At 48.1% G+C, this 16,148-nt stretch carries 15 protein-coding genes; all 15 read left to right on the top strand.

The genetic code is table 11. The features are described from left to right. The first annotated feature begins 12 nt into the window (after positions 1–12). The gene (flgE, locus tag HRH59_RS07095; RefSeq protein WP_173500573.1) at positions 13–1,311 is read left to right on the top strand and encodes a flagellar hook protein FlgE; all 1,299 of its coding nucleotides are present in this window, start codon (positions 13–15) and stop codon (positions 1,309–1,311) included. A 76-nt stretch (positions 1,312–1,387) separates the two neighbouring features. After that, positions 1,388–2,419 carry a thrombospondin type 3 repeat-containing protein gene (locus HRH59_RS07090; RefSeq protein ID WP_173500572.1) on the top strand — a complete coding sequence of 344 codons (1,032 nt, stop codon included), beginning with the start codon at positions 1,388–1,390 and terminating at the stop codon, positions 2,417–2,419. Between the two features lie 99 nt (positions 2,420–2,518). After that, the gene (locus HRH59_RS07085) at positions 2,519–3,265 is read left to right on the top strand and encodes a flagellar basal body rod protein FlgF (RefSeq protein ID WP_173500571.1); all 747 of its coding nucleotides are present in this window, start codon (positions 2,519–2,521) and stop codon (positions 3,263–3,265) included. Positions 3,266–3,306: 41 nt separating this feature from the next. Continuing rightward, the gene (flgG, locus tag HRH59_RS07080) at positions 3,307–4,095 is read left to right on the top strand and encodes a flagellar basal-body rod protein FlgG (protein WP_173500570.1); all 789 of its coding nucleotides are present in this window, start codon (positions 3,307–3,309) and stop codon (positions 4,093–4,095) included. Positions 4,096–4,106: 11 nt separating this feature from the next. Then, positions 4,107–4,781, top strand: a complete 675-nt coding sequence (gene flgH / locus HRH59_RS07075) for a flagellar basal body L-ring protein FlgH (RefSeq protein WP_173500569.1) — start codon at positions 4,107–4,109, stop codon at positions 4,779–4,781. A 10-nt stretch (positions 4,782–4,791) separates the two neighbouring features. Beyond that, positions 4,792–5,889 carry a flagellar basal body P-ring protein FlgI gene (locus tag HRH59_RS07070; RefSeq protein WP_173500568.1) on the top strand — a complete coding sequence of 366 codons (1,098 nt, stop codon included), beginning with the start codon at positions 4,792–4,794 and terminating at the stop codon, positions 5,887–5,889. A gap of 1 nt (position 5,890) precedes the next feature. Then, entirely contained in the window at positions 5,891–6,883 is a 993-nt protein-coding gene (gene flgJ, locus HRH59_RS07065) for a flagellar assembly peptidoglycan hydrolase FlgJ (protein WP_173500567.1), read from the top strand. A 42-nt stretch (positions 6,884–6,925) separates the two neighbouring features. After that, the gene (gene flgK / locus HRH59_RS07060) at positions 6,926–8,944 is read left to right on the top strand and encodes a flagellar hook-associated protein FlgK (protein ID WP_173500566.1); all 2,019 of its coding nucleotides are present in this window, start codon (positions 6,926–6,928) and stop codon (positions 8,942–8,944) included. Further along, on the top strand, positions 8,944–10,182 hold the full coding sequence (flgL, locus tag HRH59_RS07055) for a flagellar hook-associated protein FlgL (RefSeq protein WP_231702419.1): 1,239 nt from the start codon (positions 8,944–8,946) through the stop codon (positions 10,180–10,182). The genes flgK and flgL overlap by 1 nt, the downstream gene beginning before the upstream one ends. A 156-nt stretch (positions 10,183–10,338) precedes the next feature. After that, a complete protein-coding gene (locus tag HRH59_RS07050; protein ID WP_173500565.1) occupies positions 10,339–11,166 on the top strand; it encodes a flagellin N-terminal helical domain-containing protein in 828 nt (275 codons plus the stop codon). A 195-nt stretch (positions 11,167–11,361) separates the two neighbouring features. Next, the gene (locus HRH59_RS07045; protein WP_173500564.1) at positions 11,362–12,186 is read left to right on the top strand and encodes a flagellin N-terminal helical domain-containing protein; all 825 of its coding nucleotides are present in this window, start codon (positions 11,362–11,364) and stop codon (positions 12,184–12,186) included. Positions 12,187–12,338: 152 nt separating this feature from the next. Next, on the top strand, positions 12,339–13,166 hold the full coding sequence (locus HRH59_RS07040; RefSeq protein WP_173500563.1) for a flagellin N-terminal helical domain-containing protein: 828 nt from the start codon (positions 12,339–12,341) through the stop codon (positions 13,164–13,166). A 224-nt stretch (positions 13,167–13,390) separates the two neighbouring features. Continuing rightward, positions 13,391–14,215: a flagellin N-terminal helical domain-containing protein gene (locus HRH59_RS07035; RefSeq protein WP_173500562.1), complete on the top strand. Its 825-nt coding sequence runs from the start codon at positions 13,391–13,393 to the stop codon at positions 14,213–14,215. A 68-nt stretch (positions 14,216–14,283) separates the two neighbouring features. Next, entirely contained in the window at positions 14,284–14,673 is a 390-nt protein-coding gene (locus tag HRH59_RS07030) for a flagellar protein FlaG (RefSeq protein WP_173500561.1), read from the top strand. Between the two features lie 9 nt (positions 14,674–14,682). Further along, a complete protein-coding gene (gene fliD / locus HRH59_RS07025) occupies positions 14,683–16,146 on the top strand; it encodes a flagellar filament capping protein FliD (RefSeq protein ID WP_173500560.1) in 1,464 nt (487 codons plus the stop codon). The last annotated feature ends 2 nt before the right edge of the window (positions 16,147–16,148 follow it).

Genomic DNA, 16,148 nt, shown 5'->3' with positions numbered 1-16,148 from the left:
CTGAGGTGAATTATGAGTTTTAATATCGCATTAAGCGGCATTGCCGCAGCACAAAAAGATTTGGATACGACGGCGAATAATATCGCTAACGTTAATACTACCGGCTTTAAAGAGTCACGGGCAGAATTTGCCGATGTGTATGCCACATCCATTTTCGCCTCCGGCCGCACTAAAGTGGGCGACGGTGTAACTACCTCTGTAGTGGCGCAACAGTTTAGTCAGGGCTCGTTACAATTTACCAATAACTCGCTTGATATGGCGATAACCGGCGAAGGCTTTTTTGCTTTAACGCCGGATATTCAATCGCGGGATTTAACCTATACCCGTGCCGGCGCCTTTAAACTAAATAAAGATAATTTTATTGTTGATAATAACGGCAATTTTTTGCAGGGCTTTGCCGTCGACCCGTTGGATGGTGACAACCAGTCTGTTAGCTTAAGCACTGCTGCACCGATTACCATACCCACTACCGCCGGCGCACCGCGGGCAACCAACAATATTTATATCAATATGAATCTGGACTCGCGAAATGTACCCACAGATGCGTTACCTTTTGATGCGACTGATGATGCAACCTACAATGATTCTACTTCTATAACGGTGTACGACAGCTTGGGCGAGTCTCATACCGCCACTATGTATTTTCGCCGTACAACTACTACGCCACCGGCCAACTCCGAATGGGAAACCTTTGTGGTATGGGATAATGTAACTGCAGCGCCGTTTCAGGGGGATAATTTAGAGTTCGACTCCAGTGGTAACTTGGTTGGGGTTGCTCCGACATTGGTTATGCCTTTTGCTGTATTAAACAACCCGTTAAATGGTTATCTGAAAAACGGTGCGCAGTTCCAGGCAGATGTGGTAGTCAACTTTCGTGATGCGGCCGGTACCAGCAGGCCTACCCAGGTAGCGGGCGACTTTGCCCCTACCAGCTTAAGCCAGGATGGTACTACAGTCGGTAGCTTAACCGGGGTGGATATTGATGCTTTTGGTCGCGTATTAGCCAGTTACAGCAACGGTGATTCAGCTTATTTAGCCCAGGTAGCATTGGTGCGTTTTGCCAATGTGCAGGGCTTAAAGCAGGTAGGTAATACCTCATGGAAGCAAACCATTACTTCCGGTGAGCCTATCGGTGGCCAGGCCAATACCAATACCTTTGGTGCTATTAATGCCTCGGCATTGGAGCAGTCTAACGTTAACCTGACGACAGAGCTGGTGGATTTAATCAGCGCGCAGCGTAACTTCCAGGCCAACTCACGGGCATTAGAAGTTAACAGCACCTTACAACAAACTGTACTTCAAATCAGATAATTAAATTTTAATATTTATTTAATTGTCATTTGTTTCTGTTTTGGTTAACCTCCTGTTTCTTTAAATAGGAGGTTTTATGCTTTTTATCAGATACTTAATATTAGTTACTTCTTTTTTATCTGCTTTGGCAGTAAAAGCTGAAGAGATTGTCGATATTGTTAATACACATAGTTATACCCTGTACAATAAGGCTACTACGGTAGTCAGAGAGTTTAATATTGCCCCGCAACCGGGGTTTGCTAACCTCACTATTGCCAGTGCTACATTTTGGTCAGATAGTCCGTTTGTTATATGCAGCATGAGAGTTTATCATCCTGGCGGCGGGCTGTTGCAAAGGGTAAGCTGCCAAGGTCAGGGAAATGATACCCGTATTTTATCGCCGTCTGTTGATGCCAGTAGCGGGTTAAGAGTGGAAGTTGCGCTGCAGTACTTTGATAGTGAGCTGCCGGCTAATGTGACAAAAAATTATAGCTTCAGCAGCCGGTTCCGCTTTTCAGATACGGTAGATACCGGTGAGGTCATTGAGCCGGAGGAACCTGAAGAGCCGGTGGAGCCTACTCCGCCTGCCTTTTTATCGGATTATCAGTCTAAGAATAGCTCTATGGGGCCAAGCAGCTATGCGACCCAATCTTTTATGTTCCGCCGCGATGAAGCCTACCCGGCACTGGTGGGGTTTAAACTCACAAGTAGTTACACAGCTACCGTGGTTACTTGTACGCTTCAGGTTATTGGCTACAAAACAGTTGATGGTATCCGGGTTGGAGAGTCGCTATTATCGGATAATTGCAGTAACCGCAACCGCAAGTTATATCTGATAAAGACGCCGGATAATCCGACAGATTTTGAACAAGTTAACGTGACGGTGAGATTTCATAACCGGCATGTAAGAAACTCTGCTTTTCCCCTAAGTACGTTTGAGCTTATAAAAGGCGCTATTGATGATACAGATGCTGATGGCTTGCCTGCCTGGTATGAGGAATACTTCAATTTATCTGACAATGATTATAACGATGCTTTTATAGACAGTGATGGCGATGGCTACAGTAATATTGATGAGTATTCAGGTGGTTCTGATCCCACAGATGCTGCCAGTATTCCTGCGATGTAACTGAAAAACGTGTTTAAAAAAGGCCTGCATGATGCAGGTCTTTTTTTTGGCCTGGTTATTGCTAGATAAAACACATAGTTTTTATCTGCGGAGCACGTGATGGATCGTCTGTTATATATCGCCATGAGCGGTGCCAAAGAAAATATGAACAGTATTGCGGTACGGGCCAATAACCTGGCCAATACCGGCACTGTAGGCTTCAAAGCCGATTTTGAACAGGCCAGATCGATGCAGGCCTTTGGTGAAGGTTTGCCCACCCGCGTGTTCTCGTTGACGGAGCAACCAGGTCAAAACTTTGACGCCGGCGCAATTATTATGACTGAACGCGAGTTAGACGTTGCCATTCAGGGCGATGGCTGGCTGGCTGTACAGGCACCGGACGGTAACGAAGCCTACACCCGCGGCGGCAATTTGCAGATCAGTGCTACCGGCATGTTGGAAACCTCATCCGGTTTGCCGGTAATGGGCGATGACGGCCCGATCCAGTTACCGGTACCACTGGCAAAAGTGGAGATTGCACTGGATGGCACCATCAGTGTGTTACCGCAAGGCGCACCTGCTGATGCTATTGTGCCGGCCGGCAGAATTAAGTTGGTACGGCCGCTGAACAGCGAGATGGAAAAAGGCAACGACGGCTTGTTCCGGCGTAAAGACGGCCAGATTGCGGAAGCTGCAGTGGATGTCAGCCTGCTTAAAGGCGCCATTGAGAGCAGCAATGTCAATGCGATAGGCGAGATGACTTATATGATAAGCCTGCAGCGTCAGTTTGAGCTGCAGGTAAAGATGATGAAAAGCGCTGAAGAGATGGACCGTCAGCAAAATCAGTTACTCAGAATAGTCGGCTAATAAGCTGAATAAGCGAAGGGCGCAGGCCCCGGGAGGCACACATGCATCCAGCATTATGGATCAGTAAAACCGGTTTAGACGCCAAACAGCGTGATATCTCGGTGATTTCAAACAACCTGGCAAACGCCAGTACTGTTGGCTTTAAAAAGAGCCGCGCGATATTTGAAGACTTGCTGTATCAAAACGTTAATCAGCCGGGTGGGGCATCATCGCAAAATACCGAGTTGCCTAACGGTTTAATGATTGGTGCCGGTACCAAGGTGGTGGCAACACAGAAAAACTTTACCCAAGGCAATATGTTAACTACGGATAACAGCCTGGATATGATGGTACAGGGCCATGGTTTCTTTGAAATCCTGATGCCGGACGGCACCATATCTTATACCCGCAACGGTCAGTTTACTGTAGATGATGAAGGTAACCTTGTGACATCAGGTGCCGGCTATCAGGTACAGCCAAACATTGTTATCCCGCCGGATGCGCGCAGTATTACCGTGTCACAAGATGGTCAGGTGTCTGTGCAACTGCCCGGGCAAGGAGAGCCTGCAGTATTGGGCCAACTTACGGTAACCAATTTTATTAACCCGGCCGGTTTGGAGCCGATAGGGCAGAACTTGTTTAATGAAACCGGCGCCAGTGGCGACCCGGTGCAGGGGATTCCCGGTTTGGAAGGCCTGGGTATTATTGTGCAGGGCGCGCTGGAAACTTCAAACGTGAATGTTACTGAAGAGCTGGTAAGTTTAATTGAAAGTCAGCGGGTGTATGAGATGAACTCCAAAGTGATTTCGTCGGTAGACCAAATGCTTGGCTTTGCTATTCAGCAGCTGTAACAGGAGGCTTTATGTTACGCATTATTACCGGATGTTGTGTGCTGCTGTTGGCAGGCTGTGCTTCATTGCAGGAGCCTCAAGCCGACGACCCTTACTTTGCGCCGTTAATGCCCGAACCGCCATCGCGGCCACTGGTGCAAAACGGCTCGTTGTTTGCGCAAAATCACTCCAACAGCCTGTATTCGGATAATAAAGCGCGGCATGAAGGCGACATTATTACCGTGGTGTTAAAAGAGCGCACCCAGGCCAGTAAAAATGCCAAAACTGAGATGAAAAAAGACAGCTCTGCCTCGTTTGAGCCAATAATCGGCCTTGGCGGGCGCAATGTATCGGCGGCCGGCAATGTGCTGCAGTTTGGTGCCGATTCGTCATCAGATTACAAAGGCGATGCTAAGGCCGATCAAAGCAACAGCCTGGTCGGCGATATCTCGGTTAATGTGTTACAGGTACTGAATAACGGTAATCTGGTGATCCGCGGTGAAAAATGGCTGACCTTAAATACCGGCAAAGAATATATCCGCTTAACCGGGGTGATCCGCTCTTCTGACGTTGATGTGAACAATACCGTAGAGTCGACCAAAATTGCCAATGCCCGCATTGAATACAGTGGCACCGGCGCGACCCATGGTGGCCAATCACCCGGTTGGTTGAGCCGGTTCTTTAACGGCCCGCTGTGGCCTTTCTAGGAGAGATGTAATGAAAGGCATATTGTACCCGCTGTTGTCGTTGCTGTTATTACTGGCACTGAGCCCGGTTAATGCTGCACGTATTAAAGATGTAGCAGATGTTGAAGGCGTACGCAGTAACCAACTGGTCGGTTACGGCCTGGTTGTGGGCTTGCCCGGCACCGGTGAACAAAGCCCGTTTACCGAGCAAAGTTTTCGCACCATGCTGAGTAACTTTGGTATTACGCTGCCCGGCAATATGAAAGCGCAAATTAAAAACGTCGCTGCTGTTGCTGTGCATGCCGAATTGCCGGCGTTTGCTAAACCCGGCCAAACATTGGATATCACTGTGTCGTCGGTTGGTAGCGCAAAAAGCCTGCGTGGCGGCACCTTAATGCAAACTTTTTTAACCGGTTTAGATGGTAATGTTTATGCGGTGGCACAGGGCAGCCTTATTGTCAGCGGCTTGGGCGCAGAAGGGTTAGATGGCTCGCGTATTTTGGTGAATACACCTACTGTCGGCCGTATTCCGAATGGCGCCATGGTGGAACGTGAGGTGATATCACCCTTTGCGCAGGGGGATTTTATTACTTTTAATCTGAAGCGCTCAGACTTTACTACCGCCAAGCGGCTGGCTGAGGCCATTAACAGCTTTATGGGACCGGAAACCGCTTACTCGATGGATGCGACGTCGGTACAGGTAAGAGCGCCGCGTGATATCAGTCAGCGTGTGTCCTATTTGTCTACGCTGGAAAACCTCAGCTTTGAGCCTGGTGATCATTCTGCCAAAATTATTATTAATTCGCGTACCGGCACTATTGTTATCGGCAAAGAGGTGCGTTTGTTCCCGGCAGCGATAACCCATGGCGGCTTAACGGTAACTATTGCCGAAAACCCCCGTGTAGTGCAGCCTGAGGCTTTAGCTGGTGGCCAGACCGCGATTGAAGAAAACACTATTATTGATGTGCGACCGGATCAATCGCGGATGTTTAAGTTTGACCCGGGTGTAACCCTGGATGATTTAGTACGTACCGTTAATGCCGTAGGCGCTGCGCCCGGTGATTTAATGGCCATCCTGGAAGCGCTGAAAGAAGCCGGAGCTATTCATGGCGAATTGGTGGTGATCTGATATGAGCCTGACGCCCAACAATGTGTCTTATCATGACCTTGCCAGCCTGCAGCAAATCAGCAGCAATTCGGCTAAGGATGAAAAAGCGGCGTTGCGTCAGGCAGCACAGCAGTTTGAATCGATTTTTTTCAGTATGTTGCTCAGCAGTATGCGAAAAGCCAATGCCGGTTTTGAAGTAGACGGCATGATGAACAGTCAAACTACCAAATTTTACCGTGACATGCATGACAGCCAAATGGCTACCGATCTGGCACAAAAAGGCGCCTTAGGTTTAGCCGATTTACTGGTGCAGCAATTAAGCCCGGCCTTGGGGGGCAGTGCGAAACCGGAAGAAAAAGCGGAAAAAACACTGCAGATGCCAACGCATATTCTGCCGGCACGTAAAATAAACACCGCTGGCGCTACAGCAAACCCTGTACAAGCTGCAATACCAGCGGCGGCGCCGGTTAACGCGCCGGATGATACGGCGACAGACTGGCAAGTGAGCAGCCCGGCTGATTTTGTCAAAAGTTTATTACCGGCGGCAAGGCAAACTGCCAAAGCACTGGGGCTGGATCCATTGGCGTTAGTGGCGCAGGCTGCGCTGGAAACCGGTTGGGGCCAGCGGATGATTAAAACCGCACAAGGCGAAAACAGCTTTAACCTGTTTGGTATTAAAGCCAATAACGGCTGGCAAGGGCAAACGGCGGTAGTGGATACGCTGGAATATCGCGGCGGTGTGGCGAAAAAAGAGCAAGCCAAATTCCGTGCTTATGACTCGCCGGCGCATAGCTTGCAAGACTATGTCAATTTTATCGGCAATAGTGCGCGTTATCAGGATGCGGTAAAAGTGACGACTGATGCAAAAGCCTATTTTGAGCAACTGCAGGCAGCAGGTTATGCCACCGACCCGGCTTATGCGCAAAAAATTATGGCGGTATATCAAAGCCCTGTTATGCAGCAGCTAAGAACAGAGCTTGATGATACTCAAGAAAACAGTGTTGGTGCCGATTAATAACTGAATGGGCGCAGCACAGCGGCGCCAGCGGAGAGAGCAATGTCAGACAATTTACTGAGAATAGGCACGTCGGCTATTTTGGCTAACAGCACCTTACTCAACACTACCAGTAATAACATTGCCAACATTAATACTGAAGGCTACGTGCGTCAACGCACTGAATTTGAATCACAAATTCTCGGTCTGGGGGTAGGTAAAGGCACTACAGAGCGTTTAGTCAGTGATTTTACGTTAAAGCAACTGCGTCGTGATACGTCTAACTATAGCTATGCCCAGCAGTACGTTACTGAAGCCAACCGCGTTGATGCCTTGTTTTCTAACCCCGCCAACAGCATCGCCACCGGTATTAATGACTTGTTTAAGCAGTTTCAAATTGCCAACAATGAGCCGGCTACCTTAGCCAACCGGCAACTGATTATCGGCAGCTCCCAGGCATTGCTGGATAAATTCTCTACCTTGTCCAGTTTGGTACTGGATCAGGAAAACTTTGTTAACCAACAACTGGATATCTACACCAGTGAAACTAACGGTTATATCAAACAAATTGCGGATTTAAACCTTGAAATTGCCTCATTCGGCACAGGCAACAGCCGGCCGGTACCATTGGATTTGCTCGATAAACGCGATTTGGCCATCAAAAACCTGGCAGAAATGGTGGAAATTCGTACCCTGGATGCAGATAACGGCGAAAAGCTGGTATTTCTCGGCACGGGGCAGTCATTGGTGGTTGAGCGCGGCCAGTTTAATTTGGTGACTCTGCGCGGTGATCCTGACCCTTCACAGCGCGATCTAAAGCTGCAATTGGCAGGGAACACCAGCGTGGAGCGTGATATCGATATCGAGGCCCTCGGTGGTAAAATCGGTGGTCTGCTGAAATTCAGAGAAGAAATTCTGGTACCAACGCAAAACCGGCTTGGCCAGTTGGCTCTTTCGATGACTGACGCCATGAACAGCCAAAACCGCTTGGGTATGAACCTTAACGGTGAAATTGGCGGAAATTTGTTTACCCTGCCGGTAAGCAGTGGCTTTGCGTTATCAAGCAATGCCGGCACCGGAGCCGTTACGGTAGCAATAGAGCAGGGTGAGGGCGAAAGTTTACCACCAAATGATTTTTTGCTGACGGTTGAGGCTGGCCAGGTACGGATCCAGGCTATTGATGTTAAAGGTGAGGTAATTGTTGGCTCGGATAAGGTGGTTCCTGTCGGTGGCTTTCCGGTCACTATAAGTTCTGCTGATGCCGGCGGCGATTTATACGGCCTGGAACTTACCTTAACCGGCGCGCCGGCTGTAGGCGATCAGTTTGAACTAAAACCACTGAGTACCGCCTCCAGAACGTTAAATTTGGCGACAACGCGGCCGGAAGACATCGCCCTGGCCTCGCCGGTGCGGACAGAGTTTACCGTAACAAATTTGGGTAATGCTCAGGTTGAAGGCTTAAAGGTAACTGATACCACACCGGCAACGTTACCGGCTTATGGCTTTGATACGCCGTCTGGTTTAATTAACGGCCCCTGGACCATGACTTATGTTGGTGGCGATACCTTTGAAATCGTCGACAACCTGGGTAACCCTGTTGCCACGGCCGCTTTTGGCTCGAACCAGTATCAGGATATTTTTGCTCAGGCCGGGGTGCCGGTTGGTTTTGATTTCTCGGTTACCGGGGTGCCGGCTATCGGTGACACCTTTAATATCAGCTTTAACGACGGCGGTTTTAATGACAACCGCAATGGTCTGGAATTGTCGGCACTGCAAACTGCGCAAACCACGCGGTTAAACCCGCTGTCAGTGCCGGGTAGCGTTAACTCGGTTAGCTTCAATCAGTCTTATGGTGATATGGTCAGCCTGATTGGCGAACGTACTAATCAAGCACGCAATAATGAAGCCGCCGGCAAAGCTTTGTTAGAACAAACCACCGCCTGGTATGAGTCATTATCCGGTGTAAGTTTGGATGAGGAAGCCTCTAACCTGGTGCGGTTTCAGCAAACCTATGCGGCGGCAGCCAGGATCATTTCAACGTCGCAAACGGTGTTTGACACCTTGTTATCGGCAGTGAGGTAATGATGAGATTATCTTTTAATATGAAGTTTAATGCCGGCTTAGATGGCATCTTAAACACCCAAAGCAAGATGAACCGTGCTCAGGACCAACTAACTAAGCAAACGCGTATTTTAACACCGGCAGATGACCCTGCAGCGTCGGCTAAGGTGCTGGGGTTAGATCAAAACCTGGAACAGGTGGCGCAGTTTCAAAACAACAGTGTATTGCTGAAAAACAATCTGGCACTGGAAGAAACCGTGCTGACCAATATGCGCACCTCCATTGACAAAGCGCGATCCTTGGCAATTGCCGCAGGTAATGGTACTTACACGGAAAGTGATAGAAAAGCCGTGGCGCAGGAGTTAAAAAACATTCAGGTAGAGTTGGCGGATCTGATGAATACCCGCAATGCTGAAGGCGGTTATATTTTTTCCGGCTTTCAGGATAAAAAACAAAGTTACAGCTTTAACCAGGCTACCGGCATTTATGAGTTTCAGGGCGATGATGGTCAAAAAGCACTGCAAATATCGCCAACCATTGCCTTGCCCGGCAACGATAGCGGTAAAATGGTATTTGAGAACGTGGATGCCAGGTTTAAAAATACCCCGGCAGTGATCAGTGCCGGCGGCGCTACTGCGGCAGAAGTTTCGGTAACTGATCAAAGTCAGTTTGACGCTTTTTATAAGCAAAACTATGACAGTCTGACGCCGGCCAATAATGATTTCAGTGTAGCGCTGACCGCACCGTCAAATTATGAAATTTTGCAAAATGGTGTTGCTCTGGTACCGCCGGTAACCGGGGCTTTTGTTGCCGATGCACCCATTCAGTTTAACGGTTTAACTATCACGGTAAGTGGCGCTGCCGCTGTACCGGGCCAGATTGACTTTTCGTTGCAAGCACCGGAAAAGAAAAACATTCTCACCACTATCGGTGAGTTTATTACCGCATTGGAAAACCCGGGCCTGAGCAGTTTTGAGTTTAACGAAGCCATTAGCGACGCTATTACCCAGGTTACGTCCTCGGCGTCTACTATTGACAGCTCTTTGTCGTCTATTGGTGGCCGTGTCAATGTGCTGGACAGTGTGTTTGGTACTAATGAAGATTTAACCATTAACAATAAATCCTACCGGGCCGATTTATCCGAGGTAGATTACGCCGCCGCTTTGACTGAAATCACCAAACAGGAAATAGCCTTGGAAGCCATTTCCAATACTTTTGTTAAGGTGTCCGGGGTAAGTTTGTTTGACTATATCCGCTAAGTAAGCAGTGCCGGATAAGCTATCCGGCGCTAATGATGTAAAATTCTGTAAAAAAATACTCAAGTTTCCACTGCCGGTTCCGATACATAAGTATCAGGTGATAAACCCGAACAACAACCGGGTTTACGCAACAGAACAACAGTTGGGAGCACTATCATGGCTTTATACGTAAACACCAATACTTCATCATTAAATGCCCAGCGTCAGCTGTTTAATTCCGGTAACTCACTGGATACGGCATTTAAACGTTTATCATCCGGTTTTCGTATTAACAGTGCTGCTGATGATGCCGCCGGCTTACAAATATCTAACCGTTTGACCAGCCAAATCAATGGTTTGGATCAGGCAGCGCGTAACGCTAACGACGGTATTTCATTGGCGCAAGTAGCAGAAGGCGCGATGGAAGAAATTACCAACTCGTTGCAGCGTGTTCGTACCCTGGCGATCCAGTCGCAAAACGGTATCAACAGTTCAACCGACCGCGCTGCACTGCAAAAAGAAGTGGCGGCGTTAAAAGCAGAGATGAGCCGTGTTGCTTCAACCACTCAGTTTGGTACGCAGAACTTGTTGGCCGGTGGCTTCTCAGCTACTTTCCTGGTGGGCGCCAATGCCGGGCAGAATATCGATATTAAATTGTCACGGACAGGTGGCTACGGTACAAATGCGTTGGGCTTAAGTGCGCTGAGCGTATCGTCAGTAGGCGGTGCTTCAGCTGCCTTAGCACTGATTGACACGGCTATCGGTGTGATTGACGGTACCCGTGCTGACTTGGGTGCGATTCAAAACCGCTTCCAGGCGACGATCCGTAACTTAACCAATATCTCTGAAAACGTTTCCGGTGCCCGTAGTCGTATTCGCGATACCGATTTTGCCAAAGAGACGGCTGAGTTAACCCGTACACAGATATTGCAGCAAACCAGTACCACAGTATTGGCGCAGGCTAACCAGCGGCCGCAGGCAGCATTGAGCTTACTGCAAGGTTAATAAACTTACTTTCTAAAAGCCACTTTATAGTGGCTTTTTCTATTTTCACTATTTTTTTATGTTTAAGCGTTTATTTATATAAATTATCTAAAGTTTTATGTTTATTTTCCGATACATAAATAGCACGATGATATAGCAAAAATCGCCATTCAGGCGGCTGCTGTTAGTGTTTAATTAGGTATCAGGAGAGTTAATATGGCTTTGTATGTCAATACCAATACTTCATCATTAAATGCCCAGCGGCAGTTGTTTAATTCCGGCAACTCACTGGATACGGCATTTAAACGTTTATCATCCGGCTTCCGTATTAACAGCGCTGCTGATGATGCTGCCGGTTTGCAAATATCTAACCGCCTGACCAGCCAGATAAATGGCTTGGATCAGGCAGCACGTAATGCTAACGATGGTATTTCGCTGGCTCAGGTGGCCGAAGGTGCGATGGAAGAGATCACCAACTCTTTACAGCGTATCCGAACCCTGGCTATCCAGTCGCAAAACGGCATCAACAGTTCAACTGACCGTGCTGCACTGCAAAAAGAAGTCACAGCGTTAAAAGCCGAAATGAGCCGGGTTGCTTCAACCACGCAGTTTGGCGTAACAAATCTGTTAGCCGGTGGCTTTTCAGCGTCATTTTTGGTCGGCGCCAATGCCGGGCAGAATATTGATATTAAATTATCACGCACAGGCGGCTACGGTACAAATGCGTTGGGCTTAAGCGCCCTGAGCGTATCGTCAGTAGGTGGTGCTTCAGCTGCCTTAGCGTTGATTGACACGGCTATTGGTGTAATAGATGGTACCCGTGCTGACCTGGGTGCGATTCAAAACCGCTTCCAATCGACGATCCGTAACTTAACCAATATCTCTGAAAACGTTTCCGGTGCCCGTAGTCGTATTCGCGATACTGACTTTGCCAAAGAAACCGCAGAGTTAACCCGTACACAGATATTGCAACAAACCAGCACCACGGTATTGGCGCAGGCCAACCAGCGGCCACAGGCAGCGTTAAGTTTACTACAGTAAGTTTCAGCGCTCTGACAAAGCCGCCTTTTGGCGGCTTATCTTTTTGATATTAAATAATAAATTAAAGAAATTAGTTGTCCGGCCGATACAAGATTAAGTCAGGAATTTTATCTTATCGCACAGTAGTTACCGGCTGTGACAGGAATAGTGCTATGCCTTTAGTTGTCAATACTAATCAGTCTTCACTGGCGTCTCAGCGCTTGCTTAGCAATGCCACAAGCGGCTTAAGCACCAGCTTTGAGCGCCTTACCTCTGGCTTTCGTATTAACCGGGCGGCAGATGATGCAGCCGGGCTGGTGATTAGTAACGTGTTGACCAGCCAGGTAAATGGTTTAGACCAGGCGGTGCGTAATGCTAACGATGCCGTGTCACTGGTGCAGGTTACCGAAGGCGCAATGGACGAAATTGCCACCAGCCTGCAACGTATGCGCGTGCTGACCATTCAATCTGAAAACGGCATTAATACCACTGCAGATATTGCTGCGATTCAACAGGAATATGATGAGCTTGCAGCTTCTATTCAAAACATTGCCGATAATACTGAGTTTGGCGGCATTAAACTGCTTGATGGCAGTACCCCTTCGGTTATTTTTCAGATTGGCGCTAACGCCGGCCAAAAAATTGAAATTGATTTATCAACCGGCTATGGCAGCGGTGCCACCGGTTTAAACGTCGCAGCGGTGCAGTTAGGGGTCGATGATGCGGCAGACTCACTGCTGGCTTTGGATCAGGCTATTCTGGCGATTGATGTTGGGCGCACAGATTTAGGCGCCTGGCAGAATGTGCTGACTACTACTATCCGTAACCTGAGTAATATCAGTGAAAATGTCTCTGCATCACGCGGGCGCATTCGGGATACCGACTATGCCAGAGAGACAACCGAGCTTACCCGGACACAAATAATTCAGCAAAGCAGTACTACAGTGTTGGCACAGGCGAATCAGCGGCCTCAGGCTGCATTAAGTGTCTTGGGTAACTAGATATCGCCGAAAATTTTTACAAAGCTACTTTATGTTGCTGATATTGAATAGCTTTTTATTTTAAATCAAAAAACACAAAAATTTTTAATTATTTCGCTAAAGTCACAGAAGTTACGGCCGATAAACTGGTTAAGCCAAGTTGCAGCTTGGCTCAATTAACGGGATAACCGTATTTTTAATCATAGTCGTTAAGTAGCTTGCTACCGAGGACTAAGGAGTGACTCATGGCTTTATACGTAAACACCAATACGTCGTCACTGAACGCACAGCGTCAGTTGTTTAATTCAGGCAATAATCTGGATACCGCTTTTAAGCGTTTGTCTTCAGGTTTTCGCATTAACAGCGCAGCTGACGACGCTGCTGGCTTACAAATCTCTAACCGCTTAACCAGCCAGGTAAATGGCTTGGATCAAGCAGCCCGTAATGCCAACGACGGTATTTCAGTAGCCCAGGTTGCTGAAGGCGCGATGGAAGAGATCACTAACTCTTTGCAACGTGTTCGTACGCTGGCAATCCAGTCGCAAAACGGTATTAACAGTTCAACTGACCGCGCTGCACTGCAAAAAGAAGTAACAGCGTTGAAAGCGGAAATGAGCCGTGTTGCTTCTGTAACACAGTTCGGTACGCAAAACCTGTTAAACGGTTCTTACTCAGCGTCTTTCCTGGTAGGCGCAAACGCCGGCCAGAACATTGACATTAAGTTATCCCGTACCGGCGGCTATGGCACCAATGCATTGGGCTTAAGTGCGTTGAGCGTATCTTCAGTAGGTGGTGCTTCAGCAGCTCTGGCGTTGATTGATACTGCTATTGGTGTAATTGACGGTACCCGTGCTGACCTGGGTGCGATCCAAAACCGCTTCCAGTCAACGATCCGTAACTTAACCAATATTTCAGAGAACGTATCAGGCGCACGTAGCCGGATCCGTGACACTGATTTCGCCCGTGAAACTGCAGAATTAACGCGTCAGCAAATTCTGCAACAAACCAGTACTACGGTATTGGCGCAGGCTAACCAGCGGCCACAGGCAGCTTTGTCCTTATTGGGTTAAACTAATACGCGTAGTGGTGAAGGCTTTAGCTAAAGCTTTCACCCTGCGCGCCGATAAAGGAACAGACTATGAGCAGCATAAACGCCAATAATTCAACCGCGCTGAGCTATACGCCAAACGCGGAAAAGCCGGCTAAGCCAGCGGCAAAGATTGAGCAAGAGCCGGTGGTTGCAGTTACACCACTACAACAAAGCAAGCCAGAAGTTGCAGTAAGCCGCACCGAACTGCAAAAAGCAGTGGATGTGGTCAATCAGGCGGTTGCTTTAGAGCAACGCTCCTTGAGCTTCTCGATAGATGATGTGTCGGGCCGTTCGGTGATTAAAGTGGTAGACTTTGAGACTGATGAGCTGATAAAACAAATTCCGTCAGAAGAGTTGTTAAAGGTAGCGCAGGATATTAAGCGGTTACAGGAAGAAATGGGGCAGTCCATTGGCCTGTTAATCGATAGCAAAGTGTAGAGGGTTATTATGTCGGGTATTAATTTTTTAGGTTCGGCTTCCGGGCTACCGCTTGAAGAGCTTGTCAGTACGCTGGTAAAGGTCGAGCGCGACAGTAAACTGGGCCGTATTGATACCACTAAAACGACGTTAAATGCCTCGCTGTCCGGTGTTGGACAACTGAAGTCTGCGCTGTCGGCATTCCAGGATGCGATAAAAAAATTGGGTGGCAATAATTTAAATGCCCGAATTGCTACAGTAACGCAGCCCACCGAAAATAAAACTTATATTGAAGCATCGGCATCCGGTACCGCCGTGGCAGCCAGTTTTGATATAAAAGTAAACCAGTTGGCATCAGGCAGCCGGCTTGAAAGTGCTGATTTAGCCTACGGCTCTGCCGATGACGTTATCTCCACCACTGATGGTACACTGACATTAACTGCCGGCAGTAAAAGCTTCGATGTTGAAGTAACTGCGGGTATGACACTAAACCAACTGCGGCAGCAAATTAATGCCCAGAGCGATAATTTTGGTATTAATGCCAATATTATTAATGCAGGTGGTACAGTGGGTACCAAGCTGGTGTTAACCTCAAATGAAACCGGTGCCGGCAATGATTTGGTGATCACCAATAACAATGCTGAGCTGGATGCTATCTCAACAGTACCCACCGGGGCAACAGCAGGTTTAACGGCAAGCCAGGTAGCGCAGGATGCCATTATAGAAATTGACGGCATTATTGCTACCAACAGCAGCAATACTTTCACTAACGCTATTCAGGACGTCAGCCTGACAGTGAAAGCAGTTACACCTGCTGGTAACAATGCCACCGTCGATATCGCTACCGATAAAGAAGCTGCTGAAGAAAACATTCAAAATTTTATTAATAATTTTAACGTACTGGTTGATCAAATAGCAGATCTGACCAAAAGCCGGACCTTGGGCTCTGACGGTAAAACGGTTACTGCAGAGGGTGGGGCGCTGGCGGCTGATTCGTTGCCGCGTTCTGTTATGAATCAGCTTAAAGGCATGTTGGGTGGCGTGGTAGGTGAGTCAGGTTCAGAGCTGGCGACCTTGTACTCTATGGGCATTACATTTAATGATGACGGCAAGTTGGAAATCGCAGCGACGTCAGCGTTTGGTGCTGATTCCGGTCGTGTCCGGTTTGATCGTGCCCTGAATGAAAATTATGATGGCGTCGCGGCTATTTTCGGCGGTGACACCGGCCTTAGTGCCAAATTAGATGAGTTTATGTCGCAATTTACCGAAGCCGGCGGCATTATTGCCGGTAAAGAGAACTCGTTAAAAATTCAATTAGATAAAAACACTAAAGATTTGGAAGCTGCTAACCGATATATAGAAAGCTTTGAGCAAACGCTACGCAAACGCTATACCGCCCTTGATGCATTATTGGGCTCGATGCAGAATATGGCATCAACGGTAACGTCGCAACTGGCAAGTTTGCCTGGATTTGGAACCAATAAATCGAATTAGTG

It is taken from the genome of Rheinheimera lutimaris, from assembly GCF_013283795.1.
Taxonomy (GTDB): Bacteria; Pseudomonadota; Gammaproteobacteria; order Enterobacterales; family Alteromonadaceae; genus Alishewanella; species Alishewanella lutimaris.
The sequence above is the reverse complement of the archived record's forward strand: the minus strand, read 5'-3'. Positions and strand labels throughout refer to the sequence as shown.

Bases quoted from the DNA above. Each gene is read 5' to 3' on its own strand.
- flgE (WP_173500573.1), top strand. From the start codon at position 13: ATGAGTTTTAATATCGCATTAAGCGGCATTGCCGCAGCACAAAAAGAT.
- HRH59_RS07090 (WP_173500572.1), top strand. From the start codon at position 1,388: ATGCTTTTTATCAGATACTTAATATTAGTTACTTCTTTTTTATCTGCT.
- HRH59_RS07085 (WP_173500571.1), top strand. From the start codon at position 2,519: ATGGATCGTCTGTTATATATCGCCATGAGCGGTGCCAAAGAAAATATG.
- flgG (WP_173500570.1), top strand. From the start codon at position 3,307: ATGCATCCAGCATTATGGATCAGTAAAACCGGTTTAGACGCCAAACAG.
- flgH (WP_173500569.1), top strand. From the start codon at position 4,107: ATGTTACGCATTATTACCGGATGTTGTGTGCTGCTGTTGGCAGGCTGT.
- HRH59_RS07070 (WP_173500568.1), top strand. From the start codon at position 4,792: ATGAAAGGCATATTGTACCCGCTGTTGTCGTTGCTGTTATTACTGGCA.
- flgJ (WP_173500567.1), top strand. From the start codon at position 5,891: ATGAGCCTGACGCCCAACAATGTGTCTTATCATGACCTTGCCAGCCTG.
- flgK (WP_173500566.1), top strand. From the start codon at position 6,926: ATGTCAGACAATTTACTGAGAATAGGCACGTCGGCTATTTTGGCTAAC.
- flgL (WP_231702419.1), top strand. From the start codon at position 8,944: ATGATGAGATTATCTTTTAATATGAAGTTTAATGCCGGCTTAGATGGC.
- HRH59_RS07050 (WP_173500565.1), top strand. From the start codon at position 10,339: ATGGCTTTATACGTAAACACCAATACTTCATCATTAAATGCCCAGCGT.
- HRH59_RS07045 (WP_173500564.1), top strand. From the start codon at position 11,362: ATGGCTTTGTATGTCAATACCAATACTTCATCATTAAATGCCCAGCGG.
- HRH59_RS07040 (WP_173500563.1), top strand. From the start codon at position 12,339: ATGCCTTTAGTTGTCAATACTAATCAGTCTTCACTGGCGTCTCAGCGC.
- HRH59_RS07035 (WP_173500562.1), top strand. From the start codon at position 13,391: ATGGCTTTATACGTAAACACCAATACGTCGTCACTGAACGCACAGCGT.
- HRH59_RS07030 (WP_173500561.1), top strand. From the start codon at position 14,284: ATGAGCAGCATAAACGCCAATAATTCAACCGCGCTGAGCTATACGCCA.
- fliD (WP_173500560.1), top strand. From the start codon at position 14,683: ATGTCGGGTATTAATTTTTTAGGTTCGGCTTCCGGGCTACCGCTTGAA.